Below are 26,272 nucleotides of genomic sequence, written 5' to 3'. Positions count from 1 at the left end.
CAGCTAAAAACGGGAGAGGCGCCGCTGGCGCGACGCCTCTCCGCCTAAAAACTTAATATTTCCTGCCAGGGGGCTTTTTTGTACTGTCCGCACAAGATGGGGCAGTTCAGTCCTTGGCGGGAGAGGGCTTCTTTTGGTTTTAATGTAAACCTGAATAAAAAATATAGTTGACAATATGCCAAGGGCTGGTATACTGGAAAGAGAACGGAGGGAATGGGATGGAAAGCACAAAGGAAAAACTGCTGGCTTTGCTGGAAGAAAACCGGGGCGAGAGTTTGTCAGGGCAGGAGCTGGCCAGGCGGCTGGGGATCTCCCGGGCAGCGGTGTGGAAGGCCATGGAAGGGCTGAAAAAAGAAGGACATCAGATTCAGGGGGTCAACAACAAGGGCTATCAGCTGCTGGAGGGGAGCGATGTGCTCACGCTGGCCTCCATGGAGCCCTGGCTTCCCCAAGGGTGTGACCGGAGTCTGATCCATGTGTATGATACGGTGGAATCCACCAACATCACAGCCCGGGAACTGGCGGCCAAAGGAGCGCCGGAAGGCACAGCGGTGGTAGCTGCCCGGCAGGAAGGGGGCAAAGGCCGTCGGGGCCGTTCCTTCTTTTCTCCCAAGGGCGGTGTTTATGTGAGCATGGTGCTGCGGCCCCAGCTTCCCGCGGAGGAAAGCGCCCGGGTGACCACCACGGCGGCGGTGCAGATCTGCCGGGTGCTGGAGGAAGTATGCGGCTTTCAGGCCCAGATCAAATGGGTCAACGATGTGATGCTCCGGGGAAAGAAGATCTGTGGTATTCTGACCGAAGGAGCCATTGATCTGGAAAGCGGAATGCCGGAATATATTATCGTTGGCATCGGGGTCAATCTGCTGGAAGGGGCCGAAGGCTTTCCGCCGGAGCTGCGGCAGATCGCCGGTGCGCTCTATCGGGAAAATCTGCCCCAAGGGCTGACCCGGGGCCGTTTTGCTGCGGCTATGGTGGAAAAAATGGGGGCCATTTCGGCTCTGTGTACCGCCAGAGAGACCTTGGAGGAATATCGCCGCCGCTGTCCCTTGGTGGGGCATCGGGTGATGGTGATGGAAAATGAACCCTGGGAGGGAAAGGTGATCGCCATTTCCGACAGCTGCGGCCTGGTAGTGGAAAAGGAGGACAGAACCCAGCGGCATCTCCAGTCCGGAGAAGTGAGTATCCGTCCTGGTCAAGAAGTTTGGAGGAAAGAATCGTGAGCGAAAAAACAAAGAAACTGACAACCTGTGCCTTGATGGCTGCTTTGATGGCGGTCTGTTCCCAGATCGCCATTCCTTTGCCGGGAGGGGTGCCGTTGACTCTGTCCCTGGTAGGGGTCTATCTCACCGGCATTTTTTTGGAGCCGGGGTGGGCCCTGGCCAGCCAGTGTGTCTATCTGGCTCTGGGACTTTGCGGCCTGCCGGTCTATGCCGGGTTTGCCAGCGGCGCCGGGGTGCTTTTCGGACTTACCGGTGGGTTCTTGTTTATTTTCCCGGTGATGGCTTGGGTGACTTCGTTGTCCTGCCGCCGGTTTCGGGGGATCATTCCTCTGGCCCTGGGGCTTCTGCTGTCCCTGCTTTTGTGCTATGGAGCTGGCTCGGTGTGGTATATGGCATTGGGAAAGGTGGGGCTGAGGGAAACCCTGGTTTCCTGCGTACTTCCTTTTGTGCCCCTGGATGCCTGCAAGGCTGTCTTTGCTCTGGCATTGGCCCAACGCATGAAAAAGCCGTTGGCTTTGGGAAAATTTTAAAAGTGTCAAAAACTATTGACATTTTTCCGGAGATTCCTTATACTCAAAGTGTAAAAAGAATTTGACATTTTCAGAGCGAAAGGGGAATCTTTATGGAGCAGGCCATGCTGGTTGTGTTTCTTGCGTTTTTGCTGGTACTGATTTTTTTGGATCTGGCCATGGTGGTTTCCATGCTCAGGCCGGGCGATGAGCGCAAGCAAATGATCGTGTGGAAAACCAGTGCCTTCACTTTGCTGGTCGCTGTATTGATGTTGGTTTTCGATATCGTGGAAGCATTGATCAAGGGTGAAGCCGTCCTTGTCAACCCCTTTATCCATCTCAGCGTGGTGGCGATGGTGTATTTTGTCACACTGATGGTTGAGAAGAAAAGGTATGGCGGTTGATATGGAGAATGTGATTCGGAACAAACGAAAAGAAAAAGGCATTTCTCAGGAAGAATTGTCCAAACGGTGCGGGGTTTCCCGCCAGACCATCAATGCCATTGAAAATGATAAATATGATCCCACTTTGTCATTGGCGTTCCGTCTGGCCCGGGAGCTGGGGCTGACGGTGGATGAATTGTTTATACCCAAGGAATCCTAAACGGTTTCTATACAAAAATGGCGTGACAAAAGTCACGCCATTTTTGTATGTATCCGGTTATTGCTGCCCGGTATTTTCAGTAGAAAGGGTGGGATCAGAAGGGGCAGGGGTAACGCTTTCCAGCACCTGAAGGGTGGGGGGAACATTGTGCTGCTTATAGGTGCTCCAGATCACCGAAAAGCCGCCGGCGGCCATGAAGAGATAGCCGTAGGCCATGTCGGCTATAACCGCCCGGCGGAATGCATCGTATTCCATAAAGGTGGGGATGGACTGATAGGCTTGGAAAAAGGTAACGGAAAAATCGGTGCGGAAGATGTCGTAGATCTCCCAGGCGATGGCCACCTGCTCACCCACATAGAGCATAGCCGCCGAAAGCACGGTGCAGAAAAGGATGCCCGGCAGGTTCAGTTTGCCGCCAAAGAGGGAAAACCCTTTGAAGGTGCAGACGATCATGATAAGGCCCACGATGGCGGCGATATATCCCAGGCGGTAGACCAGCACCCAGGCGGCCACGCCCAGAAGGGAGCCCAGAATGGCCCCCACAGCGCCCGAGAGGAAATTGCCCCGGCGCTTTTTCATTTCACCTGCTTTTTGGGCGATTTGCTGGGTGGCAATTTCCCGACAGTTCTGGCACAGAAGGAGGGGATTGCTGTTTGCAAGACAGGAGGAAACCCCCTCCGGACTGCCGCATTTCTGGCAGCAATTCACAAGATTGGCGCTTTGCAGGCTCATGCACAGAGCGTCGATAAATTCCTCCATCTGCTGGATATAGGTTTTCACCTGAGGGGCAAAGCGGCATTGGAAGGAAGCTTTTACCTGGTAGCCATCCGTCGAGAAATCGGTGAGATATTTATAATCAGGCTGCAAATTACCCAGGATGGCGGACAGAGCCGGAGAGGGCCGTCCGTCGGGCTGCCCTACCGACAGCATAATGGTGTGGGTGGGGCGGCCGGAAGGATTCTGGACAATGGTGAAATAGTAGCCCTGCCAGCTTCCATAAAGCAGGTTGGCGTTAGCGTCCCAGGTAAAATTGTGCTTTTGGGAAAAATGTTCCAGAGATTTGGGCAGTTTCATGGGGATACCTCCCTATTTCCGGTATGATTCATTCTGCCCTTTTACCTTCTGCCAATAAGCCTGGGTCTGCTGCTCCATTTTGTTGGGGCCAGGGGTGTAGTAATGGGCGTTTTTCAGCAGGTCGGGGAGATATTGCTGAGGTACATAGTGGTTGGGATAATCATGGGGAAAGCGATAGCCTGTGCCGTGCCCCAGTTTCTGTGCACCCTGATAATGGGCATCCCGCAGGTGCTCCGGCGGGTCATAGGCATTTTTATCAGCGTCGCTCCAGGCGGCAGCAATGCCCGAAGAGACCGAGTTGGATTTGGGAGCGGTGGCAATGACCAAAGCGGCCTGGGCCAGGGGCAATTTGGCTTCCGGAAGCCCCAGCTGCAAAGCCGAATCCACACAGGCTTTGACGATCACCGCCGCCTGGGGATAAGCAAGTCCCACATCCTCGCTGGCGCAGGCCAGAAGCCGGCGGGCTGCTGAGGGGATATCCCCTGCCAGAAGCAGCCGGGAAAGATAGTAAAGGGCGGCATCGGGATCGCTGCCCCGCAGAGATTTGTGGAAAGCGGAAAGGATGTCGTAATGGCTGTCTCCATCTCTGTCATATTTGACCGCAGAGGCCTGGGTCACCTGACGGGCATCTTCCAGACTGACAAACAGGCTTTCGCTTTCTTCGTCCTCCTGGGCGGCGGAAAACAACAGCTCCACCGCGTTGATGGATTTGCGCACATCCCCGCCGCAGGCCCGGGCGATGTGGCCGATCACCCCTTCTTCCAGGGAGATCTTGATGTGGCTTTCCCGGGCGCACAGGGAGAAGGCCCGGCGCACCGCCTGCTCCACATCCTCTGCCGTCACCGGCTGGAACTCAAAGACGGTGCTCCGGCTCAGAATGGCGTTGTATACATAAAAATAGGGATTTTCTGTGGTGGAGGCAATGAGAGTAATCTTCCCGTTTTCCATAAATTCCAACAGGGATTGCTGCTGTTTTTTGTTGAAATACTGGATCTCGTCCAGATAGAGCAGCACCCCCTGGGGCGCCAGAAAGGTGTCCAGCTCATCCACAATGGCTTTGATATCGCTGAGGGAAGCGGTGGTGGCATTGAGCCGGTAGAGCTTCCGGTTGGTCTGGCGGGCGATGATGCCGGCCAGAGTGGTTTTTCCCACGCCGGAGGGGCCGTAGAAGATCATATTGGGAATGTGCCCATTTTCAATGAGGCGGCGAAGAATGCCGTCGGGACCGATCAGATGGCGCTGGCCCACCACATCGTCCAGGGATTGGGGGCGCAGACGGTCTGCCAGAGGTTTGTCCATGTTTCACCTGTGCCGCCGCGCAGCGGCCGAAGGGGAAAAGCCCGGCGGCGCGATGATTTGCCGGATGCTTCACAATAGAAAAATTATATCTTGTTTTCCCATATCGCGCAATGGAGGAGGAGAAAACAAAGACAGGAATCGGCAAAATAGTCTTTTCTTGTTCACATTTATCTGATATGATGGTAAAAGATTTCATTGACGGCCCAGATAAAGCCGCCTGTTTCCCCGGAATGGGGATGGTGAGGAGTGACCCATATTATGAAAAAAATGCTGCTGCTGTACAATCCCAAAGCGGGACGGGCCCATATTGCCCGGAACCTGGATATGATCATCCAGCGATTTTCCCGTGGTGGGTATGAGGTGATCGTCTATCCCACCCAGGAAGGTCTGGGCGCTCGGGAGATCCTCCGGGGCCGGGGGGTGGAGGGCATCGATCTGGTGGTCTGCTGCGGTGGGGACGGTACTCTTCATCATACCACCAATGGCCTTCTGGCCTGGGACAACCCGCCGGAGCTGGGGTATCTGCCGGTGGGCAGCACCAACGATTATGCCAATTCCCTGGGCCTTCCCAAAACCCTGGAAGGGGGACTGGACACCATCCTGGAGGGGGAGACCAAGGTGCTGGATGTGGGAAATTTTGGAGGCGAGTATTTCAACTATGTAGCGGCCTTCGGCGCTTTTGCCGCCGTGTCCTACAGCACGCCTCAGAGCACCAAAAACTCCATGGGCCATCTGGCCTATATCATGGAAGGGCTGAAAAATCTTCCCATTGGCCAGACCTACCCGGCCCGGGTGGAGGTCAACGGGAAAGTGCTGGAAGAGGACTATATCTTCGGCACTGTGTGCAACACCAATTATATCGGCGGATTTTCCATGGCAGGCAAGGTGGACACCATGCTGGACGACGGCCAGTTTGAGGTGCTGCTCATCAAGGCGCCCCAGTCGGTGTTGGAGCTGAACGCCTTGGCAGGCAAGCTGCTGGCCCGGGATTTTGACAACGAGTTTATGACGATGACACAGGCCAGCCAGGTTCGTTTCACCTTCCCGAAAAAGACCGCCTGGACTCTGGATGGGGAGTTTGGCGGAGATGTCACCCAGGTGGAGATCGCCGTGCGTCCCCAGGCTTTGCGAATGCGGGTATAATGGACAAATAAAAAAGCCGCCGGATCGTTCTGGCGGCTTTTTTGCTGGGCGGGGATCAGGCCATGGCGTGAGGGCCGTAGACCACGCCGTCGATGATGGTATGGGTGCAGTGGGTAAAGTTGCAGAAGGGATGGCCGTCAAAGATGGCGATGTCGGCATCCTTGCCCACTTCCAGAGACCCGATCCGGTCTTCCATTCCCAGAAGCTGGGCCGGGAGGATGGTGACGCTGCGGAAGGCATCGGCTTCCGGCAGACCGGCGGCCATACACTGGCCGATATGCACCGGCAGATATTTGGTCAGAACGCCGTTGTCGGCGGTCATGCACACCTTGACGCCGGCCCGGGCCAGTTTGCCGGGGGTAGTCAGGCTCCGGTTCCACACCTCTTCTTTGTAAGGGCCGGTCATCATGGGACCGATGGTGCAGAACACATCCTCTTCCTTCAGAAGTTCAGGGATCAGGCATCCTTCGGTTACATGCTCCAGAGCGTAGTCCAGATGGAATTCCTTGGCGATGCGGATGGCGGTGGCGATGTCATCCACCCGATGGCAGTGAATGCGGCATTTCATTTTTCCTTCCACCACCGGCACCAGGGGCTCCAGCCGGAAATCAGGACGGGGCATCTTGGCGGGATCGCCATGGGCCGCGGCCTTGGCCCGAGCGTATTCCTGTGCGTGAAACAGGGTCTCCCGCAAAAGGGCGGCGCTGCCCATGCGGGTCTTGGGCATTTTGTCCTTTTGTCCAAAGACCCGGCGGGGATTTTCCCCCAGAGCGAACTTCATCACCTCGTGGCCGGGAATCTGAAGCTGTTCCACCACTTGTCCTTCCCGGGTTTTGAACACAAAACCGGTGCCGCCGATGAGATTGGCCGAGCCGGGCAGGGTGCAGCAGGTGGTGAAGCCTGCCTGCCGGGTGGCGGCCACGCCCATATTCCGGGCATTGAAGGAATCCATCACCCGCACCTGGGGCGTGATGGGGGAAGAGGTTTCGTTGAAATCCCCGGTGCTGCCGGAAGAAGAGGGTTCGTTGCCGGTGCCGATGTGGGTATGGGCATCGATCAGGCCGGGGGTGACCCAGCAGCCCTGGGCATCGATGACCTGGGCCGATTCGGGCACCGGGATATTTTCTCCGATCTGGATGATTTTTCCCTCGTCAATGAGAATGACCCCGTTTTCCAGGATGCCCTGGGTGATGGTGACCAGTTTGCCGCCGGTGATAGCCAGCATGATGCATTTCCCCTTTCTTTGTTGCCGCTTTTTTAAAAGGACGGTAAAATCTTATATTCATAGTAGTCTTTTCCCTCTTTTTCGTCAAGAGCGCCATTGCGCCGGAGAAAGAGGCATGGTATCATCAGGGCAAAGGGGGCGTGAAGATGAAAATCGCCATTTTCGGCCATAGCGGCAGCGGAAAATCCACTTTGGGCGCTTTTTTGGGGGAGCTGTATGGTGCGCCGGTGCTCCATTTGGATGTGATCGCTTTTGAAGAGGGATGGAAGCGGAGAGAGATGGCAGAGAGCCGGGCTCTGGCCCAGCAGTTCATGGAGCAGGACAGCTGGATCATCGAAGGGAACTATCGGGGGATGGCCTGGGAAACAAGGGTGGAGGAAGCCGATCAGTTGATTTATATGAATTTTCCTCGCCTCACTTGCCTGAAAAGGGCCTGGAAGCGGTATCGCACTTACCGGGGCCGCACCCGGGAAAGCATCGCCCCTGGCTGCCCGGAAAAGCTGGATGGGGAGTTTGTTTTCTGGATTTTGTGGCAGGGACGCACACCCCGCCGTCTGGCCCGATTCCGGAAAACGGTGAAGCAATACCAGGATAAAACCGTTGTGCTGAAAAACCAGCGTCAGCTGGATGCCTTTATGGAACAGGCGAAGAAAGAAAGGATGCAGCAGGAACGGATGTGAAAGTGGCCGCATATTTTATAACAAGCGATAAAAAAGGGCGCCTTCTCTGTGGAAGGCGCCCTGATGTTTTTAGTTTTTCTGGTTATCCGGGGAGAGAGGCATTTCCCAGGCGGTGTGATCGGTGTGAAGCAGATGGTGGGCTTTTTCCGAAAGGGGACGGATCAGAAAATCCTTATACAGCCGCTGCACCGAAGGATTTTCATGGGAAAAGCGCAGATCGGCAATGGCGTCCAGACCGTAAAGCTTTTCTCCCCGGCTTTCCGCCAGCTCCTGGCCGTCGTGGATGGGTTGTCCGCCGCCGCCGGCGCAGCCGCCGGGACAGGCCATCACTTCCACAAAGTCATACTGCACTTCGCCCCGGCGCAAAGCCTGGATCAGCCGCCGGGCGTTGCCCAGGCCGCTGACTACGGCCACCCGAATGGGGGTGTCGGCAATGTGGAAGGTGGCTTCCTTCCAGCCGTCCATACCCCGCACATCCTGGAAGGCATCGGGGGAAGGGTTCTTGCCGGTGACCAGGTAATAGGCCGAACGGAGGGCCGCTTCCATGACGCCGCCGGTGGCGCCGAAAATGATCCCTGCGCCGGAAGCTACGCCCAAGGGCTCGTCGAACTCTTCTTCTTTCAGCTCGGCGGGGAGGATGTGTTCGGAGCGGATCATCCGGCTCAGCTCTCTGGTGGTCAGCACCGCATCCACATCCGGTCCGGCTCCGGCGCTGTCCATGGTGGGAAGGGCAGCTTCCTGCTTTTTGGCCAGGCAGGGCATGATGGACACCGAATAGATCTTTTTGGGGTCAACTCCCAGAAGCTGGGCATAATAGCTCTTGGCCACCGCGCCGAACATCTGCTGGGGGGATTTGGCGGTGGACAGCTGGGAGACCATATCGGGATACTGGGATTTGAGGAACCGCACCCAGCCGGGGCAGCAGGAAGTGAACATAGGGGCTTTGAAGGCGCCAGGATTTTTCAGCCGCTGGAGGAATTCGCTGCCCTCTTCCATAATGGTGAGATCGGCGGCAAAATTGGTATCGAAGATGTAGTCGAAGCCGATGCGCCGCAAAGCGGCCACCATGCGTTTTACCGTGGCCTGTTCCGCAGACAGGTCCATAAACTCGCCCCAGGCAGTGCGCACCGCAGGGGCCACCTGCACCACAGTGATCTTCTCCGGGTCGGCCAGAGCCTCAAAGACCTGGCGGGTATCATCCCGCTCCCGCAGAGCGCCCACCGGGCAATGGGTGATGCACTGGCCGCACAGGGAGCAGTCGGCCTGAGCGATCTTCCGGTTGAGGGATACATCCACCGTGGTACGGGAACCGGTGGCGGCCACATCCCAGATGTTCAGAGTCTGCACTTTGTCGCAGATCTGGATGCAGCGCATGCATTTGATGCACTTGGCAGCGTCACGGAACAGGGGGAAGGAACGATCCCACCGGGTTTCAGGCACCTTTTTTTCAAAGGGCAGGTCCAGAATGTTCAGATCATTTGCGATGGTCTGCAAAGAGCAGTTGCCGCTGCGCACACAGGTGGCGCAATGGCAGTCGTGCTGGGACAGAAGCAGCTCCACATTGATCCGCCGGGTCTCCCGCACTTTGGGGCTGGAGGTGAGCACTTCCATCCCCTCTTCCACCACATTGTTGCAGGCAGGCATCAGCCGGTCCATGCCGCAAAGCTCCACCACGCACACCCGGCAGGCGCCGATCTCGTTGACGCCCCGGAGATAGCACAGGCTGGGGATGTGGATGCCCGCAGAGCGGGCTGCGTCCAGAATGGTGGTGCCTTCGGGCACTGTCACCGGAATATGGTCGATGGTGAGATTTACCATTGTTTGATTCTCCCTCCTTTGAATACGCCGTAGCCAAAGTGGTCGCACCGCAGGCAGCGATGGGATTCCTGCATGGCTTCCTCTTCGGTCATGCCGCATTCCAAAAGCTTAAAGTCCTTCTGCCGTTCCTGGGCCACCCGTTCGGTGAGATTGACTCTGCCGGTGGCAGGCCGGTCGGAGAGCCGGGGAGCGGGGATCTCCACATCACAGGTGATGACATGATGGAAACCCAGGTATTCGTCGATGTTGGCAGCGGCCACCTTGCCGGCGGCAATGGCGCGGATGACGGTAGCCGGGCCGGTGACACAGTCGCCGCCGGCGAAAATGCCGTTGAAATTCTCGATGTCGCTGGAGCTGAGAGCTTCGATGACGCCCCGTTTGATGGGCACGCCGTACTCTTCGAAAGGCTGGGTTTCAATGCCCTGGCCGATGGCCACCACCACGATGTCGCAGGGGATGCGCACTTCGGGAGCATCGGCTTTTCGGGGCCGGGGCCGGCCGGAGGAATCCATAGGACCGACGATCTGGGGCTGGGCCCACAGAGCGGTGACATTGTCCTCTTCGTCGGCTTCGATGCGAACCGGAGCCATCAGGGTAGCCAGCTCGCAGCCTTCGGCGATGGCTCCTTCGGCCTCTTCCGGCAGAGCGGTCATATCGGCCTGGCGGCGGCGATAGACGCAGGTGACGCTTTCCGCCCCCAGACGCTTGGCCGAGCGAGTGCAGTCCATGGCCACATTGCCGCCGCCGATGACCACCACTTTTTTGCCGGCAAAATCGGGACGCAGGTCGTCGCCGATGTTCCGCAGCATTTCCACAGCGCTCATCACGCCCCGTTTGTCCTCGCCTTCGATGCCCATCTTTTTGTCGGTCTGGGCGCCGATGGCGATGTACATGGCATCATAATTTTCCCGCAGATCCTTCAGGGGAAGTTCAGTGCCCACTTCGGTATGTACCACTTCCACACCGGTGGACAGGATGTGCTGAATGTCTTCCTCCAGCCGTTCGGCAGGGAGACGGTAGCTGGGGATGCCATAGGCCAGCATACCGCCCAAGCGCTTGCGCTTTTCAAACACCGTCACCTTATGCCCCATGAGGGAGAGGAAATAGGCAGCGCTCAGTCCGCCGGGGCCGCCGCCTACCACGGCCACCTTTTTGCCGGTGCTGGGAGCGCAGGGGGGAGCGGGGACTTCGCCGCAGTGATCCACCGCGTAGCGCTTGAGGGCCCGGATGTTGATGCTGTCGTCGATCATATTCCGGCGGCAGCGGGCTTCGCAGGGGTGTTCGCACACCAGGGCACAGGCCACCGGGAAAGGATTGTCCTTGCGGATCAGGCGCACCGCGTCGCCATAGCGTTTTTCGCCCACAAGGGCCACATAGCCGGGAATGTCCACGCCGGCGGGGCACAGAGCCACGCAGGGAACCGGCTGGTTCAGCTGCAAAAGGCAGCGGCGGTTGACGATGTGCTCCACATAGTCATCCCGGAAGCCGATGACGCCCCGCAGCACCATGTCGGCCGCTTCAAAGCCGATGGCGCAGTCGGCCGAATTTTTGATGGCTCGGGCGGTGCGCTCAATCAGGTCGATGGTTTCCAGGGTGGCTTTGCCATCCAGAACATCTTCCAGCAGCTGGCCAAGAGCCCCCAGGCCCACACGGCAGGGTACGCATTTGCCGCATGTCTGGGCATGGCACATTTTCAGAAAGGATGCGGAAAGGTCCACCGGACACAGCCCCGGAGGGCTGGCGATGATACGCCGCTCCACATCACGGTAAAGCCCCTCTACCACCTGCTGGGCGGCGTTGGGGGTGTTGATATTTAATCTGCTCACAATGTTTCCTCCTTTGCGGCCTGAGCCGCTTTCCTGTGATGCGTCTATAAGTATTATAACAATAATTCTTTCAAAGGGAAAGCATTGATTGCTTTTTCACAATATCACGGAAAGATATTGACATATGTTTAAAACAGGAGTAGGATATATCTGACATAAGTCAGAAAAAAGGAGGGAGCGGGGATGCCGAGGCCGCAAAAGTGCCGCCGGGTATGCGCCATGCCTCAGCGCTGCCGGTTTGCACCGGAGGAGGGCGGGGGAGAGGTACTGCGGATGACGGTGGATGAATTTGAAGCCATTCGTCTGATGGATCACATGGGCTACACCCAGGAGCAGTGCGCCCAGCAGATGGGCATTTCCCGGCCCACCGTCACCGGTATTTATGAAAGTGCCCGGCGGAAGCTGGCCGCCTTTCTGGTGGAAGGCCGGCGGTTGGTCATTGAAGGCGGGCCGGTGGAAGTGTGCCCCCACGGAGGGGGCTGCGGCCATTCCTGCCGACGGGCCCATTGTAAAAAGGAGGAGATTTGCCATGAAAATCGCAGTAACTTATGAAAACGGCCAGGTGTTCCAGCACTTTGGCAAAACCCAGCAGTTTAAGATGTATCAGGTGGAAAACGGTCAGACGGATGAAGGAACCGTGGTGGATGCCGGCGGCGCCGGACACAGCGCTCTGGCGGTTTTTCTCAAAGAGCATCAGGTGGAGACTCTGATCTGCGGCGGCATCGGAGGCGGGGCTCAGGCAGCCTTGGCTCAGGCAGGCATCCAGGTCTATCCCGGCATTCAGGGGGATGCAGATCAGGCCGCTCAGGCATTGGCCAAAGGAGAGCTGAAGCAGAATGCCCAGGCCACCTGCAATCACCACCATGAAGGGGAGCATCATCATTGCGGCCATCATCACCATGGAGAGGGAGAGCACCACTGTGGTCATCACCATCAGGGCGGCTGCGGCCACCACTGTGAAAAATAAATGTTCTGCAAGAAAAAAGGAGCCGGATGGCTCCTTTTTAGACTGCCGAAAACCCTCTGTCGTGTAAGAGGCCCTTTCGCCCTACTCCTCATCAATCCGCAAAAAGCCGCGACCTGTGCGTGGCTTTTTGCACCTATCAAGGGCAGGGTGACCCTGCAAGCAAACATTCTTTGCCCGGGCGTATACAACCTACCGGAGCAAAGAAAAAATGGGAGCGGCGGCTCGCCGTCAGCCCCTTGCAAAGACTCGAAAAAGGAGCCAAATGGCTCCTTTTTTGTGTATGGGATGGTTATACTCCGCCCAAGGGGAATTCATAGATCAGCGGATCGCCGGAAGAATAGCGCAGATCAAAGGTGATCCGGGCGGTGGTGATCCCCAGGGTGTCCAGCGCAGCACTTTCACCCATCCATCCATCGGCCAGCTCCTGGGCCAGAGCCTCCAGCTTTTGAGCGAAGACCTGGGGATCATCGCTGTTTTGTTCCTGGATACGCACTTCACATTCCAGCACCGGGGAGTCCTGGGTCACGCCGAATCGATAGAGATACACAATGGAATAGGGAAGCATTTCGTAGTTTTCTCCGGAAAATTCCTGGCCGTTGAAGGCGGCAATCTTTTCATAGGCCAGGGTTTGCAGGGTCTGCTCCTCCGGAGAGATGGGAGATGCAGGCTCGTTTGCATCATTGGTGCCCCAGCTCACATTGTCCATGGTGTAGTTGGGATAGTCGGTGTCCTGGTCGACGAAAGCCAACCAGGTGGTATCAAGCCGGAGGGAATAGGGGCTTTGGCGGATGATCTGCCGGGCCTCTTCCAAAAGCGGCTCCATCACTTGCTTCTCTTCCCCGTCTATCGAGGTGGGGTCATAGAAAAGTTGGATGTTTGATGTTATATTCCGATATTGCCGCTTGTCAGTACCATCCTGTACCAGCAGCGGGTCCTGATAGACTTCGATGGACACATCGGTAAAGGTGACGCCTTCCACCTGGGAGCTCCATGTTTCCAGCTCTTTTTTCAGACCGTCCTGAATGTCCTGGGAGGAACACTCATTGAGCAAAGCATAGATCTGATCGTTATAGGCTCTGCGCCCTTCTTCCGAAAGATTTTGCAGAGTCCCCATCCGCTCTTCTCCGGTGGGCAGAGCGGTGAGGGTAGGGACTTTTTCTTCTTCGCCATCTTTTTCGTCTGTTTGTTCCTGCTGCACATCTTCTTTTTGTTCATTGGAAGTCTTTTCTCCCTTCTCCTGACGGCAGCCTGGGGCTAAAAGAAGCAGAAGGGCCAAAAGGAAAAGAAGTCCTGTGTGTTTTTTCATTATCAAACCCTCCTTTGTGCATGTTACCGGGAATTGACATGGAATAGAGTTTTATGTTATTATAATATCACAACAAAAAGAAGTGGTCAAGAAGAATGATCAATATAAAAATAAAAGGAGTTAAATATAATATAAAAGGAGGGATTCGGATGCTGTTCAGCAGTATGATAGGTTCCCGGCGATTTTTCCCCGGCAGTTTGCTTTTTGTGCTTTTGTGGGGCGGGATTTCTCTGTTTTTGTGGGAGGTGACCCGCTCTTTCAGTATGATTCAGCCGGCCCACGGTCCCTTCGTCGCTTTGCTGCTGTTTTTGTCGGCGGCCTCTGCTGTGTATTTCCTCCTGAGCCTGGGGTTTTATTTCCAGGATAGGGAAGTAATGGAGGTGCCCGGACGGTGGATCGTCTTCGCGTTGCTGTGTCTGGTGATCCTGGCCTATCTGGCCGTATCCTTGCTGGTGATTCAGGCAGGGCTGAAAGAAGCACGATGGGATGAAAGCTGGGGCGTCATTCCCGCCCGCTACTTCGGCTATGAGGGCCGGAGCCAGGGAGAAGGCGCATGGCATTGGGGGCCCCTGCTGGCCGTGCTGGGGGTACTGCTGGTCTCTTTGGTGTGCAATATGCTCTATCTCCCTGTCCGGCTGCGGCTGGCCCAGGAAAAGGGTTATGACATGAGCAGTGTATGGAATATGGCAGCCAGTGTGGCAGAGCTGCTTTTGATCCTTTTGGGCCTGGCGCGCCCCATGCTTTATGGTTTGCTGGGGGCCATGCTTCTATTGCTGTTCTGTTTCCGCATTTCCAGGCTGGGAGTGTTGCACGCCTTTCTGTTCACCCTGTTTCAACCCTTTATGCTGCTGGACAGCAGCCTGGGCCGGATGAAATGGGTGGCCACCGCCATGCCTGCCACGGACCTCACCCCGGTGGAGTTCCGTTCCCGGGTTTCCGGCCTGCGGCAAACGGTACAGCAGGAAACAAAAGAAGAATTTCAGCGGGAGATTGATGAACAAAACAGCCTGAAAAATAGGAAAGAGGAAAAATAAGAAATGCCCTCAGGGAAAATCCCTTGAGGGCATCTTTTTTTATTGATTGAGAATGGCCATGAACTCTTCTCCGGTGATGGTTTCCTTTTCCAGAAGATAGGCCGCCAGAGCGTGGAGCTTTTCCACATTTTGAGACAGGATTTCCGAAGCCTTGGCATGGCAGCTTTTGATCACCTGGAGCACCTCTTCATCCACTTTTGCAGCGGTAGAGGGAGAGCAGGTAAGGGAGGTATCTCCGCCAAGATACTGGTTGGTCACCGTTTCCAGAGCCATCATGTCAAAGTGGGGGCTCATGCCATAGCGGGTGATCATGGTGCGGGCCAGCTTGGTGGCTTGCTCGATGTCGTTGGAAGCGCCGGAGGAACCGGTGCCGAAGATCAGTTCCTCGGCGGCCCGGCCGCCGGTGAGGGTCGCGATCTTGGCCAGGGCCTCTTCACGGCTGAGCAGCTTCCGCTCCTGTTCATCCACCTGCATGGTGTAGCCCAGAGCGCCGGAAGTACGGGGAACGATGGTGATCTTGTGCACCGGGGCGCTGTCCTTTTGCTTGGCGGCCACCAGGGCATGACCGATCTCATGGTAGGCCACGATCTGTTTTTCCTTTTCGCTGATGGCGGAGTTTTTCCGCTGGTAACCGGCGATGACCGTTTCCACCGCTTCTTCAAAATCCTGCTGTTCCACTTGGTTTCTGCCGCAGCGCACGGCCCGCAAAGCACCTTCGTTGATGATGTTGGCCAGTTCTGCGCCGGAAGCGCCGGCGGTGGCCCGGGCAATCACGCCGAAATCCACGCCAGGGGCCACATGCACATCTTTGGCATGGACTTTCAGAATGGCCATGCGCCCTTCCAGATCGGGCAGCTCCACCGGGATGCGCCGGTCGAAGCGGCCGGGGCGCAGCAGAGCAGGATCCAGAGATTCCGGGCGGTTGGTGGCCGCCAGGATGATCACGCCCCGGCTGCCGTCAAAGCCGTCCATTTCGCTGAGCAGCTGGTTGAGGGTCTGCTCCCGTTCATCGTTGCCCCCCATGGTGGAGTCCCGGCGTTTGCCGATGGTATCGATTTCGTCGATAAAGACGATGCAGGGGGCTTTTTCCTGGGCTTGTTTGAACAGATCACGCACCCGGGCGGCGCCCATGCCCACGAACATCTCCACAAATTCCGAACCGGAGATGGAGAAGAAGGGGACGCCTGCTTCGCCGGCCACTGCCTTGGCCAGCAGGGTTTTACCGGTGCCCGGAGGGCCTACCAGAAGGGCGCCTTTGGGCAGCTGAGCGCCGATCTTGCTGTATTTTTCCGGGGCGTGGAGGAAGTCCACCAGCTCCTGAAGGGCTTCTTTGGCTTCATCCTGTCCGGCCACATCGGCAAAGGTTTTGCCGGTCTGGGCTTCCACATAAACCTTGGCGTTGCTCTTGCCAAAGGACATGGCGTTGCCCGGACCCATTTTTTTGGCGATCATGCGGAACATCAATGTGCCCAGCAGCGCCATCAGGGCAAAGGGCACCACAAAGCTGAGCAGCATGGATACTCCCGCAGGCAGCTCTTTCTGTACAACGCCGCCGAACTGGACACCGCTGTTGAGCAGCCGGTCGGTAAGCTGAGGATCACCCACATCGGCGGTGACATAGATGTTGGGATCATTTTTGTCGCTGGGTTTGATGGCGATTTCGTCCTGGGTCAGCTGTACCACAGCCACTTTGCCTTCGTCCAGCATTTTTACAAAATCACTGTAATCGATCTGGATCGGGTCCTGGCTGAATGCCAGATTCAGCAGAATCACCGCCAGCAAAAGCCCCACATAGTAAAAGATCAGCGAACGCCGCAGGCGTTTGGGGCCTTCCGGCTTTTTTCCGTTCTGGGAAGTGGGATTCATCGTTTCACGCTCCTTGGTCAGGTCTGGGCCTGAAGGTTTGAAAATCAATATTTTCCTTGATTATAATCAAGGGGAAAGGCAATGTCGAGAGGAAAAAAGAAATGTTTACGGAAAAGATACACATTTTTGGAACATGCCATAGGGGATTGACAATGGGGAAAAAACTGATATAATGCAGAAAGTAAAAACTTCATAGCCTTATCGAGAGTGGCGGAGGGAACGGCCCGATGAAGCCCGGCAACCTGCATTTTTTGCAAGGTGCCAAATCCGGCGGTAGTGTATCGAGAGATGAGGGACCTTCGACTGATTGCGCTCCGCCTGGCGGGGCGCTTTTTTTGCCTGTCAGGCATCGGCTCTACCTGGACGCTATGAAAAAACAAAGAAAGGAAGCATATCCATGGAAAAAAGACTCTTTACCTCGGAATCGGTGACCGAGGGACATCCTGACAAAATTTGCGACCAGATTTCCGATGCGGTACTGGACGCCATTCTGGAAAAAGATCCTCAGGCCCGGGTGGCCTGCGAGACCACCTGCACCACCGGCATGGTCAATGTGATGGGCGAGATCACCACCAGCTGCTATGCCGATATTCCCCGCATCGCCCGGGAAGTGGTGCGCCAGATCGGTTATGACCGGGCCAAGTACGGCTTTGACTGCGATACCTGTGCCGTCGTTACTTCCATTGACGAGCAGTCCAGCGACATCGCCATGGGCGTGGACCGTTCGCTGGAAGCCAAAAGCCAGGCGGAGCAGGAAGAGGACAATGGCGCCGGGGACCAGGGCATGATGTTCGGTTATGCCTGCGACGAGACCCCTGAGCTGATGCCCATGCCTATCATGCTGGCCCATAAGCTGTGCCGTCAGCTGACCCAGGTGCGCAAAGAGAAGGTTCTGCCCTATCTCCGCCCCGATGGAAAAGCTCAGGTGACAGTGGAGTACCAGGACGGTGTTCCTGCCCGGGTGGACGCTGTGGTGGTTTCCTCCCAGCATGGCCCGGAAGTGGAGATGGAAAAACTGCGCCAGGACATCATGGAGCATGTCATCAAAGAAGCCATTCCCCAGAATCTGCTGGATGAGAATACCAAGTACTATATCAATCCCACCGGCCGGTTTGTCACCGGCGGCCCGGCCGGCGACAGCGGACTGACCGGCCGGAAGATCATTGTGGATACCTACGGCGGCTATGCCCGTCACGGCGGCGGCGCCTTCTCCGGCAAAGACCCCACCAAGGTGGACCGCTCCGGCGCTTATATGGCCCGGTATGTGGCAAAGAACATCGTGGCCGCAGGTCTTGCCAAAAAGTGTGAGCTGCAGCTGAGCTATGCCATTGGTGTGGCCCATCCGGTGTCGGTGGCTGTGGAGACCTTCGGCACCGAGACTGTGCCGGTGGAAAAGATTGAGCAGGCCGTGCGTCAGTGCTTTGATCTGCGCCCCACTGCCATCATCCGCCATCTGGATCTGCGCCGTCCTATTTTCCGGAAAACCGCCGCTTATGGTCACTTCGGCCGCAATGAGCCGGAGTTCACCTGGGAGAAGTGCGACAAGGTGGACGAGCTGAAAAAAGCCTGTGGCGTCTAAGCCTTTTTGAAATTGGAAAAAAATCCCGCGCCTTTTCAAAGGTGCGGGATTTTTTTACGCTGTATGGAAGAATTACTTTTCCAGGTAGAAGCGGATGCACTGGAAGGTCTGCTCCAGAGCGGAGATGTGAGTGCGCTCGTAGCCATGGGAAGCATAAACGCCAGGGCCCATGGTCATATGCCGGGCGTCGTAGCCGGCCACCAGGCTGCCTTCCACATCGGAGCCATAGCGGAAATAGGTGTCCACGGCATAATCCACGCCGTTTTCCTTGCAGGCCAGGGCCAGCTCTTTCAGCAGCTCATAGCTGTAGGGGCCCTTGGAATCCTTGGCGCACAGGGAAACCTTCCGCTCGGTACCAGCCTGCAGCTCGCCCACGCAGCCCATGTCTACGGCGATGATGTCGTGGGCATCCCGGGGAATGAGGGTGGCGCCGCCGGTGCCGATCTCTTCATACACGCTGAACTGCACCCACACCTGACGCTTCAGCTGTACCTTTTCTTCCTTTACATACTTGGCATAGGCCAGCAAAATGGCGCAGCAGACCTTGTCGTCCAGAAAACGGCTTTTGATGTAGCCCGATTTGGTGACAACGGTGCGGGGATCCAGGCAGACAAAGTCGCCGGTCTCGATGCCCAGAGCCAGCACATCTTCTGCCGAGTGTACATCCTCGTCGATGACCACTTCGATGTTTTCATCAAAGCTGCGGGGATCGTTCACATGGGGGTTTACATGGGTGGAGGCGTTTTCCACCTGGATGGTGCCGGAATAGGAGCCGTTAAACTTGGTGATGATCTCCACATTGCTGGTTTCCACATTGTTGGGGTTCAGGCCGCCGATGGGGGTGATCATCAGAGTGCCGTTGTCCTTGATGGCCCGGACCATGGCGCCCAGGGTGTCGGCATGAGCGGTGAGAGTGATGGGGTTGCCTTCGCCGCCCAGGCAGCAGGCCACGCCGCCACGGCGGGGGCCGGTGGTCTCCGGATAGCCGATGCGTCCCAGCTCTTCCCGCAGATACTGCTGCACTTCCTGATTGTAGCCGGTGGGGCTGTGGATGGCCAGCAGCTTCTGGGTCTGTTCCACCATGTAATCTACATACTTCTTGTCCATACTAAAATTCGCTCCTTTTTGTATATAAATTTAAAGAAACAACAAATTGTATCAAAATTCGTTCCGGATGGTGTCCCATACATTCAAGTGGAGTCCATCCTCGTCCGGAACCAGGCCCAGGCGCCACAGGGAGATGCCGCCGATGCCGAAAGCCCGGGCCAGGGTGCATTTCATCTGCACACTGTCGGCATTTTCGTACCAGACCACATTGTAGGTGCCGTCGCTGTCGTCGTAATAATAAAGGTAGGGGCTTTGGGAGCTTTCGTCAAAATAATATTCTGAGGAACCGGACTGGAGCCGGTTGCGGATGGCCTCATAGCTGGAGGTTTTGGCCGTAGCGGAGAAGGTGATGTCGGTATATTCCCAACGGGTGGTGCCAAAGGAGATGGCCAGCAGCACCTTGCTTTTGTCCTGTACGCCGGTCTGCTCATCGGTGATCTGGAGCAGGGCCTGGTAGACCTTGTTGAAAGGGGCCAGGGGCGTTTGGGGGATATCGGTCTGGAGATAATCCGGCAGTGTATTGGGGTCGTAATCGTGGGCCATGAGGATCACTTTGTCCACAATGTCTCCGATGGCCCGCCAGTCGTAGCCACGGTAGTTTTCCATGGGAGGCAGGGCACAATACAACAAGTACGAGCCAGTTTCATTCAATTCCTGGCGCAAAAGGGTGAGAAAAGCGGTGAAGGGAGCTTTGTAGCTTTCCGAAACAAAGCCTTCAAAGTCGATGGTCACCCCTTGGTAGGAGGGATTCTCCCGGAGAAAATCCAGGATGGCCTCCACGGCAGCTTCCCGGTTTTCCTCTGAGAGGATCAGGGAAGCCTGAGTGGACCCTTCATAGGTCTGGCTCAGATCCAGGTAGACTCCCAGCAGCAGGGACACCTGGGACTCCTTGGCCAGATCGACGATCTCCTGGCTTCCGGCGGGCACGGCCCAGTCGTTGTTTCCGGCAGAAGTGGTATTGAGCCAAGGGCCAGTTTCCCCATATTCCATCCGGCTCCAGCCGGTGGTCATGGAAGTGAGAGAGGCGATCTTATCCTTTTGGGAATAGGAAGAGATGGCGTAAAAACCGTGAAGCTCCGGAAGATCGGTTTGGGACACACGATAAAACCGCATCATCATCGCAGCGGTCTGCTCCCGGGTGGCGGTGCCTTTGGGATCAAAAGTGGTGGGGGTTTCTGTCGTCTGTCCCTGGATGATGCCCAGGTCATAGGCGATGCGCACCCCGTAGAAAGTATCCGGGTTTTGGGAAGGGGACAGATCCAGGAAGGGATTGTTCAGGGAAAGGGCGGCAAGGCTGCTTTCGGCCTGGGAGGAAATGCCCAGAGCCCGCACCAGCATCACGGCCATCTCTTCCCGGGTGATGGCATCGTCGGGGCGGAAGGAATAGGAGCCGGTGTTTTCGATCAGTCCGTGATCTTCGGCCGCGGCCACCGCACTGGCGGCGTAGTGATCCTGGGGCACATCGGAGGCCTTGGGAGCCTGGGACAGATCCCAGCCCATCAGCCGTCCCAGCATGAGCACAAAGTCGCAGCGTTTGAAGGCGAGATAGGTTCCGTATTCATTGTTCCCGATGCCCTGGGTGATCCCCTGTTCCCGGAGGAAGAGGATGTCCTCATAGGCAAAGCTGTTTTCCGGCACATCGGAAAAGGGCTGGGCCGCAGCCTGAATGGCAGGGCAGAGGGGAAAGACAAAAGAAAGGCAAAGAGCCAGAGCCAGCAGACGGCCTGGCAAAGATGCAAGTGAAAATTTCATGGGTACCTCCTTGCAGGAAAAGGCGTGGCTATGTACAATACAATCATGCCACAAAACGGGGGCGGACGCAATCATCCGGCGAAAATTTTCCCTTTTTCCCGGAAAAACCGGCCCCAGGTCCATGGAGGATACCAAATTGAAACTGCGAAGAATCATTGGAATATTGCTGTGTCTGACCCTTTGCCTGGGGATGCTGTCCGGCTGCGGCGGAGAAAAGCGATACAGCGGCGAATTTTATGGAGCCTTTGACACGGTGGTAATTGTAACGGCCTACTGCGCTTCCCAGGAGGAATTTGACGGGCTTTTTTCCCAGGCGGAAGAAGAACTGCTCCGCCTGTCCCGGCTCTATGACATCTATGTGCCTTATGAGGGAGTCACCGGCCTGTACCAGCTGAACCAAAAGGCCGGGCAGGGGCCGGTGGAGGTAGAGCCGGAGGTGATGGAGTTGCTGCTGTTCGCCCGGGAGTGCTACGACAGGACCGGCGGCGTGGTGAATGTGGCCATGGGCCGTGTGCTGTCCATCTGGCACGATTTGAGAGAGCAGGCGGCCCAGGAGCCGGAAAAGGCCCGGCTGCCCTCTCGGGAGGAGCTTTCCCAGGCGGCGGAGCACTGCCGTATCGAAGATCTGGTGCTGGATGAGGAAGGGGGCACCGCTCAGCTGCTGGACAGCCAGATGTCCCTGGATGTGGGGGCGGTGGCCAAGGGCTTTGCCGTCCAGCGGGTGACGGAGAGTCTGATGGAAAGCGGGTATGAAAATTTCGTCATTTCCGCCGGCGGAAATGTACAGGCCCAGGGAGCGCCGCCGGAAAAAGAGGGCTGGAGCGTGGGCATTGAAGATCCTCAGCAGGCCGGAGAGCTCATTGATACGGTGACCATCACATCCCAGGCGGTGGTCACTTCCGGCGGCTATGAGCGGTTTTATACCGTGGATGGAAAGCGGTATCACCATATCATCGACCCGGAAACCCTTTATCCTGCGCAAAGGATGCTGTCGGCCACGGTGATCTGCGACGATGGTGCACTGGCCGACTGTCTTTCCACCGCTTTGTTCCTGATGGAGCCGGAGGAGGCACTGGAATTTGCCCGCTTGCAAGGGGTGCAGGCCATTCTGGTGACGCTGGATGGCCAGGTGCTCCGCAGCGAGGAAAAATGAAAGGGATTTTACACAGACTTTACCGTATAAATTTTGACATAGGGGCATATTTATGGTAAAATTTCAAGAGCGCTGCTCCTATTTATAAATAGGACGGAAAGAACAAAAGGATTGGAGAAGAGGTATGGATTTTTTAACAGAAGGGATCCTCTCCATCACTTGGCAGCAAGTGGTGATGTATGTCATCGGCGGCCTGCTCATCTGGCTGGCGGTGAAGAAGGAAATGGAACCGGCGCTGCTTTTGCCCATGGGCTTTGGCGCCATCTTGGTCAATATTCCCATGTCCGGGGTGCTTACCCAGACCATGGAAGGGGCCGGTCAGGTAGAAGGAATCATCGATTGGCTCTTTGAAGTGGGCATTCACGCCTCGGAAGCCATGCCTCTGCTGCTTTTTATCGGCATCGGCGCTATGATCGATTTCGGACCGGTGCTTTCCAACCCCAAGCTGCTGCTTTTCGGTGCGGCGGCTCAGTTCGGTGTGTTTCTCACCATTACCGTGGCCTCTCTGCTGGGCTTTGACCTGGTGGATTCGGCGGCCATCGGCATCATCGGCGCTGCTGACGGCCCCACTTCCATTCTGGTCAGCTTGGTGCTGGGCAGTAAGTACATCGGCGCCATTGCTGTGGCGGCCTATTCCTATATGGCTCTGGTGCCCATTATCCAGCCCTTTGCCATTAAGCTGTGCACCACCAAAAAAGAACGGCGGATCCGCATGCCCTATGAGCCCAAGAGTGTCAGCCGCATGACCCGGCTGCTCTTCCCCATCGGCGTGACATTGGTGGCCGGTCTGGTGGCCCCCGCTTCGGTGAGCCTGGTGGGCTTCCTCATGTTCGGCAATCTGATCCGTGAGTGTGGTGTGCTGGAAAACCTTTCCCAGACCGCTCAGAAGGAGCTGGCCAACCTGATCACTCTGCTGCTGGGCATCACCATTTCTGCCAGCATGAAGGCCGAAAGCTTCATCAATGTGCAGACGGTGATGATCATGGCTCTGGGTGTTGTGGCCTTTGTGTTTGACACCATGGCCGGTTGTATGTTTGCCAAGATCATCAACCTGTTTTCCAAAAACAAGATCAATCCCATGGTGGGCGCTGCCGGCATTTCGGCTTTCCCCATGTCCTCCCGGGTGATCCAGAAGATGGGTCTGAAGGAAGACCCCACCAACCATCTGCTGATGCATGCGGTGGGAGCCAATGTGGCCGGTCAGATCGGTTCGGTTATTGTGGGCGGCGTGATTCTGGGCCTGGTGCCTGGCATGCTGCTGTAAGAAAGAGGTGCTTAGGATGAATGTGGATTTTCATGTGGTGAGCCAGACCCTTCAGCTGATGTGGCAGGGCATGGCCGCGGTGTTCGTTGTGATGATGATCATTTATATCATGATCCTGGCCCTTTACATCGGCACCCATAAAAAAGGTTAAAACGGTTTCTGATCCCCGGAGCGCATGGTGCTCCGGGGATTTGTCCACATACTGTACAAAAATGGCAAAGATGCCCCGGCTCTTGTGCCGGGGGGCGTATTCTGGTACAATAGAGTGTAGCAGATAAACCGCCGCGGGGGTTTGCGGCGGCAGTGCAACAGAAAAGAGGAGAGGAACAAGCAATGAAACTCAAACGCGAGTCCTACGGCATCATTATGATGCTGGGCCATTTGTGCGCCGACATCAGCGGCGGCGCTCTGCCGGCCATCCTGCCCTTTCTGGTGGCTCAGAAAGGGATCAGCCTGGCTTCGGCAGCCGGATTGACCTTTGCCCTCAGCAGCATCGGTTCGGTGATCCAGCCGGTATTCGGCTCCATGGCCGACAAACACTCCCGCCCCTGGATGATGTGCCTGGGTATCTTTATGTCGGGCTGCGGCATTTCCATGCTGGGATTTTTGAATAGTTATTGGGCCATGTTTGCGGCGGTGGCATTCACTGGCATCGGTTCGGCCCTGTTCCATCCCGACGGCGGACGCATGGCCAACTATGTGGCCGGCGAACGCAAAGGCCGGGGTATCAGCAATTTTTCTGTGGGCGGCAACCTGGGTGGCGCCGTGGGTCCCATGCTGGCGGTGTTCGGCATCTCCCACTTCGGCCTGAAGGGCACGGCCATCCTGGCCGTCCCTGCCTTTTTGATGGCCGCTTTCCTGCTGACCCAGACCAAGACCCTGGCCGGTTTTGCCAATGAGGGGGCTCGGGCCACCAAAGCGGCGATGGCGGCCGGACAGAAAGATGACTGGAAAGGCTTTGGAAAGCTGACCGCTGTCACCTTCCTGCGTTCCACTTTGTCCATTGGCATGACCACCTTCATCCCCCTGTTCTGGATGAGTGTGCTTCTCCAGTCCGATGCCCGCTCCGGCACCACGACTACGATTCTCGCCTTTGCCGGCGCTCTGTCCACTCTCATCGGCGGCCGTCTGGCCGACCGGCTGGGCTTCAACCGGGTCATCCGCTCCGGTCTGGTAATGTACATCCCCTGCCTGCTGGTGATCATCTTCTCCCGGTGGGTGGGTCTCTCCACGATCATGCTCATTCCTCTGGCGATGTGCTTGAATCTGGCGTTCAGCCCCTCTGTGGCTCTGGGCCAGAAATTGCTTCCCAACCATGTGGGCCTGGCTTCCGGCATCACCATGGGTCTGGCCTCCAGCTTCGGCGGCGTGGTTTCTCCCATTCTGGGCAAGGTGGGCGATGCCCAGGGCCTGCCCACTGTGCTGTGGATCCTGGCAGGCGTGGCTGTGGTGGCCTGTGTGGGTTCCTTCTTTGTGCCCGATGCACCGGAAACCGTCAAGGTTCCGGCATCTTCCCAGGCCGCATCCCAAAAGACAAACTAAACCATACAAACAAAAAGACCTGTCTCTTATGGGAGACAGGTCTTTTTATTCAGAAAAATCAATGTTCCTCCCCGTAGGGATTCACATGGACCAGGCAGTGCTTGGTTTCGGGAAAATGATGTTCGATCTCGTCATGGACCCGGGAGGCAATGGCATGAGCCTGGCGAAGGGACAGGTCTCCATCGCAGGCGATCTCCACATCCACAAAATACCGGGAACCAAACTGGCGTGTTTTGATATCGTCCAGGGCCAGCACACCGTCCTGCTTGAGCACCAGCTCCTGCAGCTGGGTAAGGGTCTCTTTGTCAATGGAGCTGTCCAGCATTTTGCTCAGGGCATCCAGCAGGATCTCAATGGCGGAACGAAGGATGAGGACACAGATGACCAGAGAAGCGATGGCATCCAGGGCGGGAAAGCCCAGCCGGGCGCCGGCCACGCCGATGAAAACACCGCAGGAGGAAAAAACATCGGAGCGGTAGTTGTGGGCGTTGGCCATGAGGGAATCGGAGCGGATGCGCCGGGCGGTCCGGCGGGTAAAGCGGAACATCCATTCTTTGGCGGCGATGGAGACAGCAGCCACCGCCAGAGCCAGAAGGCCGGGGGCTTCCATGGAGCCGGAGAAGATCTTCACCAAAGCGGCATAGCCTACACCGATGCCGGAAGCGGCGATGATCAGGGCCAGCACAATGGAGCTGATGCATTCAAAGCGTTCATGGCCATAGGGATGGTCTTCGTCCGGGGATTTGCTGGCAAATTTCACGCCGATCATCACGATGAACGAGCTGAATACATCGCAGGCGGAATCCACGCCATCGGACAAAAGGGCGGAAGAGGAGCTGACAAAACCCACGGCCAGTTTGAAGACGGCCAAGAGGGCGTTGACAGCACTGGTGCACAGAGACACCCGATAAGCTTGTTTCTGGTAGTGTTCAGACATATGGCTGCGCGCCTCCTTAGAAAATAAAGAAGTGTGAGCCCGCGGTGCAAACAGAAAAAAAGCAATGGCCTTATCGGTCATTGCCTGCATTGCATTCTGCGCCGCTGTTCCGGAGAACCCGGGTCTTTTGAACAGACCCTGCTTTTTGATGTATCATATAATATAACATAAATGGCGGGATGGTGTCAATTTTTTGGCTGAGAACAAGGACAAAGAAAAATCTTTATGGTATAATATCAACAGTTGCCGCACATATGCGGCAGGATGCTGCGCATGCAGTCGTTTTGCCTGCAAAACGACTGCTGTTGATGTTACACCATAGCAAAAATCAGCAAAGCTGATTTTACGCCTCATTGGCGGCGTGCAAG

The 26,272-nt window shown here is 56.5% G+C and carries 25 protein-coding genes and 1 riboswitch; of the genes, 14 read left to right on the top strand and 11 right to left on the bottom strand.

Features of this window, described 5'->3' with window-relative positions:
• Positions 1-218: 218 nt before the first annotated feature.
• The 4 genes from H6A25_RS11500 to H6A25_RS11485 all read left to right on the top strand — a co-directional run bounded on the left by H6A25_RS11500 (position 219) and on the right by H6A25_RS11485 (position 2,332).
• Complete coding sequence (locus H6A25_RS11500) at positions 219-1,220, top strand: biotin--[acetyl-CoA-carboxylase] ligase (RefSeq protein ID WP_204752266.1); 1,002 nt, start codon at positions 219-221, stop codon at positions 1,218-1,220.
• The gene (locus tag H6A25_RS11495) at positions 1,217-1,750 is read left to right on the top strand and encodes a biotin transporter BioY (RefSeq protein WP_204752265.1); all 534 of its coding nucleotides are present in this window, start codon (positions 1,217-1,219) and stop codon (positions 1,748-1,750) included. The genes H6A25_RS11500 and H6A25_RS11495 overlap by 4 nt, the downstream gene beginning before the upstream one ends.
• 92 nt (positions 1,751-1,842) lie before the next feature.
• A complete protein-coding gene (locus H6A25_RS11490) occupies positions 1,843-2,133 on the top strand; it encodes a hypothetical protein (RefSeq protein ID WP_204752264.1) in 291 nt (96 codons plus the stop codon).
• A gap of 1 nt (position 2,134) precedes the next feature.
• A complete protein-coding gene (locus H6A25_RS11485; RefSeq protein ID WP_204752263.1) occupies positions 2,135-2,332 on the top strand; it encodes a helix-turn-helix transcriptional regulator in 198 nt (65 codons plus the stop codon).
• A gap of 57 nt (positions 2,333-2,389) precedes the next feature.
• Here the strand turns inward: H6A25_RS11485 and H6A25_RS11480 are convergent, their stop codons facing one another.
• Positions 2,390-3,406 carry a hypothetical protein gene (locus H6A25_RS11480; protein ID WP_204752262.1) on the bottom strand — a complete coding sequence of 339 codons (1,017 nt, stop codon included), beginning with the start codon at positions 3,404-3,406 and terminating at the stop codon, positions 2,390-2,392.
• Positions 3,407-3,418: 12 nt separating this feature from the next.
• Positions 3,419-4,705, bottom strand: coding sequence for a replication-associated recombination protein A (locus H6A25_RS11475; RefSeq protein ID WP_204752261.1), 1,287 nt, complete (start codon positions 4,703-4,705; stop codon positions 3,419-3,421).
• A gap of 258 nt (positions 4,706-4,963) precedes the next feature.
• On the opposite strand from H6A25_RS11475, the gene H6A25_RS11470 reads away from it, so the two are divergent.
• Positions 4,964-5,848 (top strand): diacylglycerol/lipid kinase family protein, encoded by an 885-nt coding sequence (locus H6A25_RS11470; protein WP_204752260.1) that lies wholly within the window; start codon positions 4,964-4,966, stop codon positions 5,846-5,848.
• 55 nt (positions 5,849-5,903) lie between these two features.
• On the opposite strand, the gene H6A25_RS11465 is transcribed toward H6A25_RS11470, so the two are convergent.
• Complete coding sequence (locus H6A25_RS11465; protein WP_204752259.1) at positions 5,904-7,073, bottom strand: amidohydrolase; 1,170 nt, start codon at positions 7,071-7,073, stop codon at positions 5,904-5,906.
• A gap of 146 nt (positions 7,074-7,219) precedes the next feature.
• On the opposite strand from H6A25_RS11465, the gene H6A25_RS11460 reads away from it, so the two are divergent.
• The gene (locus tag H6A25_RS11460) at positions 7,220-7,753 is read left to right on the top strand and encodes a DNA topology modulation protein FlaR (RefSeq protein ID WP_204752258.1); all 534 of its coding nucleotides are present in this window, start codon (positions 7,220-7,222) and stop codon (positions 7,751-7,753) included.
• A 69-nt stretch (positions 7,754-7,822) separates the two neighbouring features.
• Here the strand turns inward: H6A25_RS11460 and H6A25_RS11455 are convergent, their stop codons facing one another.
• Positions 7,823-9,571 (bottom strand): NADH-dependent [FeFe] hydrogenase, group A6, encoded by a 1,749-nt coding sequence (locus H6A25_RS11455; RefSeq protein ID WP_204752257.1) that lies wholly within the window; start codon positions 9,569-9,571, stop codon positions 7,823-7,825.
• A complete protein-coding gene (locus H6A25_RS11450; protein ID WP_204752256.1) occupies positions 9,565-11,397 on the bottom strand; it encodes an NAD(P)-binding protein in 1,833 nt (610 codons plus the stop codon). Before H6A25_RS11450 ends, H6A25_RS11455 begins: the two co-directional genes overlap by 7 nt.
• Positions 11,398-11,580: 183 nt before the next feature.
• Between H6A25_RS11450 and H6A25_RS11445 the strand changes: the two genes are divergently transcribed.
• Together H6A25_RS11445 and H6A25_RS11440 are read left to right on the top strand one after the other, a co-directional pair.
• Entirely contained in the window at positions 11,581-11,949 is a 369-nt protein-coding gene (locus H6A25_RS11445; protein WP_204752255.1) for a DUF134 domain-containing protein, read from the top strand.
• The gene (locus H6A25_RS11440; protein WP_204752254.1) at positions 11,927-12,364 is read left to right on the top strand and encodes a NifB/NifX family molybdenum-iron cluster-binding protein; all 438 of its coding nucleotides are present in this window, start codon (positions 11,927-11,929) and stop codon (positions 12,362-12,364) included. The genes H6A25_RS11445 and H6A25_RS11440 overlap by 23 nt, the downstream gene beginning before the upstream one ends.
• Before the next feature lie 289 nt (positions 12,365-12,653).
• Here the strand turns inward: H6A25_RS11440 and H6A25_RS11435 are convergent, their stop codons facing one another.
• Entirely contained in the window at positions 12,654-13,670 is a 1,017-nt protein-coding gene (locus H6A25_RS11435; protein WP_204752253.1) for a hypothetical protein, read from the bottom strand.
• Between the two features lie 149 nt (positions 13,671-13,819).
• Here H6A25_RS11435 and H6A25_RS11430 point away from each other — a divergent pair, with 149 nt between their 5' ends.
• Positions 13,820-14,704, top strand: a complete 885-nt coding sequence (locus tag H6A25_RS11430) for a hypothetical protein (RefSeq protein WP_204752252.1) — start codon at positions 13,820-13,822, stop codon at positions 14,702-14,704.
• Positions 14,705-14,743: 39 nt separating this feature from the next.
• Here H6A25_RS11430 and ftsH read toward each other — a convergent pair whose 3' ends face one another.
• Positions 14,744-16,570 carry an ATP-dependent zinc metalloprotease FtsH gene (gene ftsH / locus H6A25_RS11425; protein WP_204752251.1) on the bottom strand — a complete coding sequence of 609 codons (1,827 nt, stop codon included), beginning with the start codon at positions 16,568-16,570 and terminating at the stop codon, positions 14,744-14,746.
• A 195-nt stretch (positions 16,571-16,765) separates the two neighbouring features.
• Positions 16,766-16,865, top strand: a riboswitch (SAM riboswitch).
• 102 nt (positions 16,866-16,967) lie between these two features.
• Here ftsH and metK point away from each other — a divergent pair.
• Positions 16,968-18,149 carry a methionine adenosyltransferase gene (metK, locus tag H6A25_RS11420; RefSeq protein WP_204752250.1) on the top strand — a complete coding sequence of 394 codons (1,182 nt, stop codon included), beginning with the start codon at positions 16,968-16,970 and terminating at the stop codon, positions 18,147-18,149.
• A 72-nt stretch (positions 18,150-18,221) separates the two neighbouring features.
• Here the strand turns inward: metK and H6A25_RS11415 are convergent, their stop codons facing one another.
• Both H6A25_RS11415 and H6A25_RS11410 read right to left on the bottom strand, forming a co-directional pair.
• A complete protein-coding gene (locus H6A25_RS11415) occupies positions 18,222-19,256 on the bottom strand; it encodes a M42 family metallopeptidase (RefSeq protein ID WP_204752249.1) in 1,035 nt (344 codons plus the stop codon).
• Positions 19,257-19,307: 51 nt separating this feature from the next.
• Positions 19,308-21,008 (bottom strand): glycosyl hydrolase family 18 protein, encoded by a 1,701-nt coding sequence (locus H6A25_RS11410; RefSeq protein WP_204752248.1) that lies wholly within the window; start codon positions 21,006-21,008, stop codon positions 19,308-19,310.
• A gap of 136 nt (positions 21,009-21,144) precedes the next feature.
• On the opposite strand from H6A25_RS11410, the gene H6A25_RS11405 reads away from it, so the two are divergent.
• From H6A25_RS11405 to H6A25_RS11395, 4 genes are all read left to right on the top strand, one after another.
• Positions 21,145-22,161: an FAD:protein FMN transferase gene (locus H6A25_RS11405; protein WP_204752247.1), complete on the top strand. Its 1,017-nt coding sequence runs from the start codon at positions 21,145-21,147 to the stop codon at positions 22,159-22,161.
• 124 nt (positions 22,162-22,285) lie between these two features.
• Positions 22,286-23,425, top strand: coding sequence for a sodium ion-translocating decarboxylase subunit beta (locus H6A25_RS11400; protein ID WP_204752246.1), 1,140 nt, complete (start codon positions 22,286-22,288; stop codon positions 23,423-23,425).
• A gap of 16 nt (positions 23,426-23,441) precedes the next feature.
• Positions 23,442-23,576 carry a hypothetical protein gene (locus tag H6A25_RS12990; protein WP_275951902.1) on the top strand — a complete coding sequence of 45 codons (135 nt, stop codon included), beginning with the start codon at positions 23,442-23,444 and terminating at the stop codon, positions 23,574-23,576.
• A gap of 182 nt (positions 23,577-23,758) precedes the next feature.
• Entirely contained in the window at positions 23,759-24,967 is a 1,209-nt protein-coding gene (locus H6A25_RS11395) for an MFS transporter (RefSeq protein WP_204752245.1), read from the top strand.
• A gap of 58 nt (positions 24,968-25,025) precedes the next feature.
• On the opposite strand, the gene H6A25_RS11390 is transcribed toward H6A25_RS11395, so the two are convergent.
• Both H6A25_RS11390 and H6A25_RS11385 read right to left on the bottom strand, forming a co-directional pair.
• Positions 25,026-25,904 (bottom strand): cation diffusion facilitator family transporter, encoded by an 879-nt coding sequence (locus H6A25_RS11390; protein ID WP_204752244.1) that lies wholly within the window; start codon positions 25,902-25,904, stop codon positions 25,026-25,028.
• Between the two features lie 153 nt (positions 25,905-26,057).
• The coding region (locus tag H6A25_RS11385) for a hypothetical protein (RefSeq protein ID WP_204752243.1) at positions 26,058-26,272 on the bottom strand (215 nt) is incomplete at its 5' end.

Source organism: Intestinimonas butyriciproducens (genome assembly GCF_016901775.1).
GTDB lineage: Bacteria > Bacillota > Clostridia > Oscillospirales > Butyricicoccaceae > Pseudobutyricicoccus.
Note: the sequence above shows the minus strand (reverse complement) of the source record. Positions and strands in the feature narration are given on the sequence as shown.

Bases quoted from the DNA above. Each gene is read 5' to 3' on its own strand.
- H6A25_RS11460 (WP_204752258.1), top strand. From the start codon at position 7,220: ATGAAAATCGCCATTTTCGGCCATAGCGGCAGCGGAAAATCCACTTTG.
- H6A25_RS11490 (WP_204752264.1), top strand. From the start codon at position 1,843: ATGGAGCAGGCCATGCTGGTTGTGTTTCTTGCGTTTTTGCTGGTACTG.
- H6A25_RS11395 (WP_204752245.1), top strand. From the start codon at position 23,759: ATGAAACTCAAACGCGAGTCCTACGGCATCATTATGATGCTGGGCCAT.
- H6A25_RS11470 (WP_204752260.1), top strand. From the start codon at position 4,964: ATGAAAAAAATGCTGCTGCTGTACAATCCCAAAGCGGGACGGGCCCAT.
- ftsH (WP_204752251.1), bottom strand. From the start codon at position 16,570: ATGAATCCCACTTCCCAGAACGGAAAAAAGCCGGAAGGCCCCAAACGC.
- H6A25_RS11430 (WP_204752252.1), top strand. From the start codon at position 13,820: ATGCTGTTCAGCAGTATGATAGGTTCCCGGCGATTTTTCCCCGGCAGT.
- H6A25_RS11480 (WP_204752262.1), bottom strand. From the start codon at position 3,406: ATGAAACTGCCCAAATCTCTGGAACATTTTTCCCAAAAGCACAATTTT.
- H6A25_RS11445 (WP_204752255.1), top strand. From the start codon at position 11,581: ATGCCGAGGCCGCAAAAGTGCCGCCGGGTATGCGCCATGCCTCAGCGC.
- H6A25_RS11400 (WP_204752246.1), top strand. From the start codon at position 22,286: ATGGATTTTTTAACAGAAGGGATCCTCTCCATCACTTGGCAGCAAGTG.
- H6A25_RS11415 (WP_204752249.1), bottom strand. From the start codon at position 19,256: ATGGACAAGAAGTATGTAGATTACATGGTGGAACAGACCCAGAAGCTG.
- H6A25_RS11475 (WP_204752261.1), bottom strand. From the start codon at position 4,705: ATGGACAAACCTCTGGCAGACCGTCTGCGCCCCCAATCCCTGGACGAT.
- H6A25_RS11435 (WP_204752253.1), bottom strand. From the start codon at position 13,670: ATGAAAAAACACACAGGACTTCTTTTCCTTTTGGCCCTTCTGCTTCTT.
- metK (WP_204752250.1), top strand. From the start codon at position 16,968: ATGGAAAAAAGACTCTTTACCTCGGAATCGGTGACCGAGGGACATCCT.
- H6A25_RS11440 (WP_204752254.1), top strand. From the start codon at position 11,927: ATGAAAATCGCAGTAACTTATGAAAACGGCCAGGTGTTCCAGCACTTT.
- H6A25_RS11455 (WP_204752257.1), bottom strand. From the start codon at position 9,571: ATGGTAAATCTCACCATCGACCATATTCCGGTGACAGTGCCCGAAGGC.
- H6A25_RS11500 (WP_204752266.1), top strand. From the start codon at position 219: ATGGAAAGCACAAAGGAAAAACTGCTGGCTTTGCTGGAAGAAAACCGG.
- H6A25_RS11410 (WP_204752248.1), bottom strand. From the start codon at position 21,008: ATGAAATTTTCACTTGCATCTTTGCCAGGCCGTCTGCTGGCTCTGGCT.
- H6A25_RS11390 (WP_204752244.1), bottom strand. From the start codon at position 25,904: ATGTCTGAACACTACCAGAAACAAGCTTATCGGGTGTCTCTGTGCACC.
- H6A25_RS11465 (WP_204752259.1), bottom strand. From the start codon at position 7,073: ATGCTGGCTATCACCGGCGGCAAACTGGTCACCATCACCCAGGGCATC.
- H6A25_RS11485 (WP_204752263.1), top strand. From the start codon at position 2,135: ATGGAGAATGTGATTCGGAACAAACGAAAAGAAAAAGGCATTTCTCAG.
- H6A25_RS12990 (WP_275951902.1), top strand. From the start codon at position 23,442: ATGAATGTGGATTTTCATGTGGTGAGCCAGACCCTTCAGCTGATGTGG.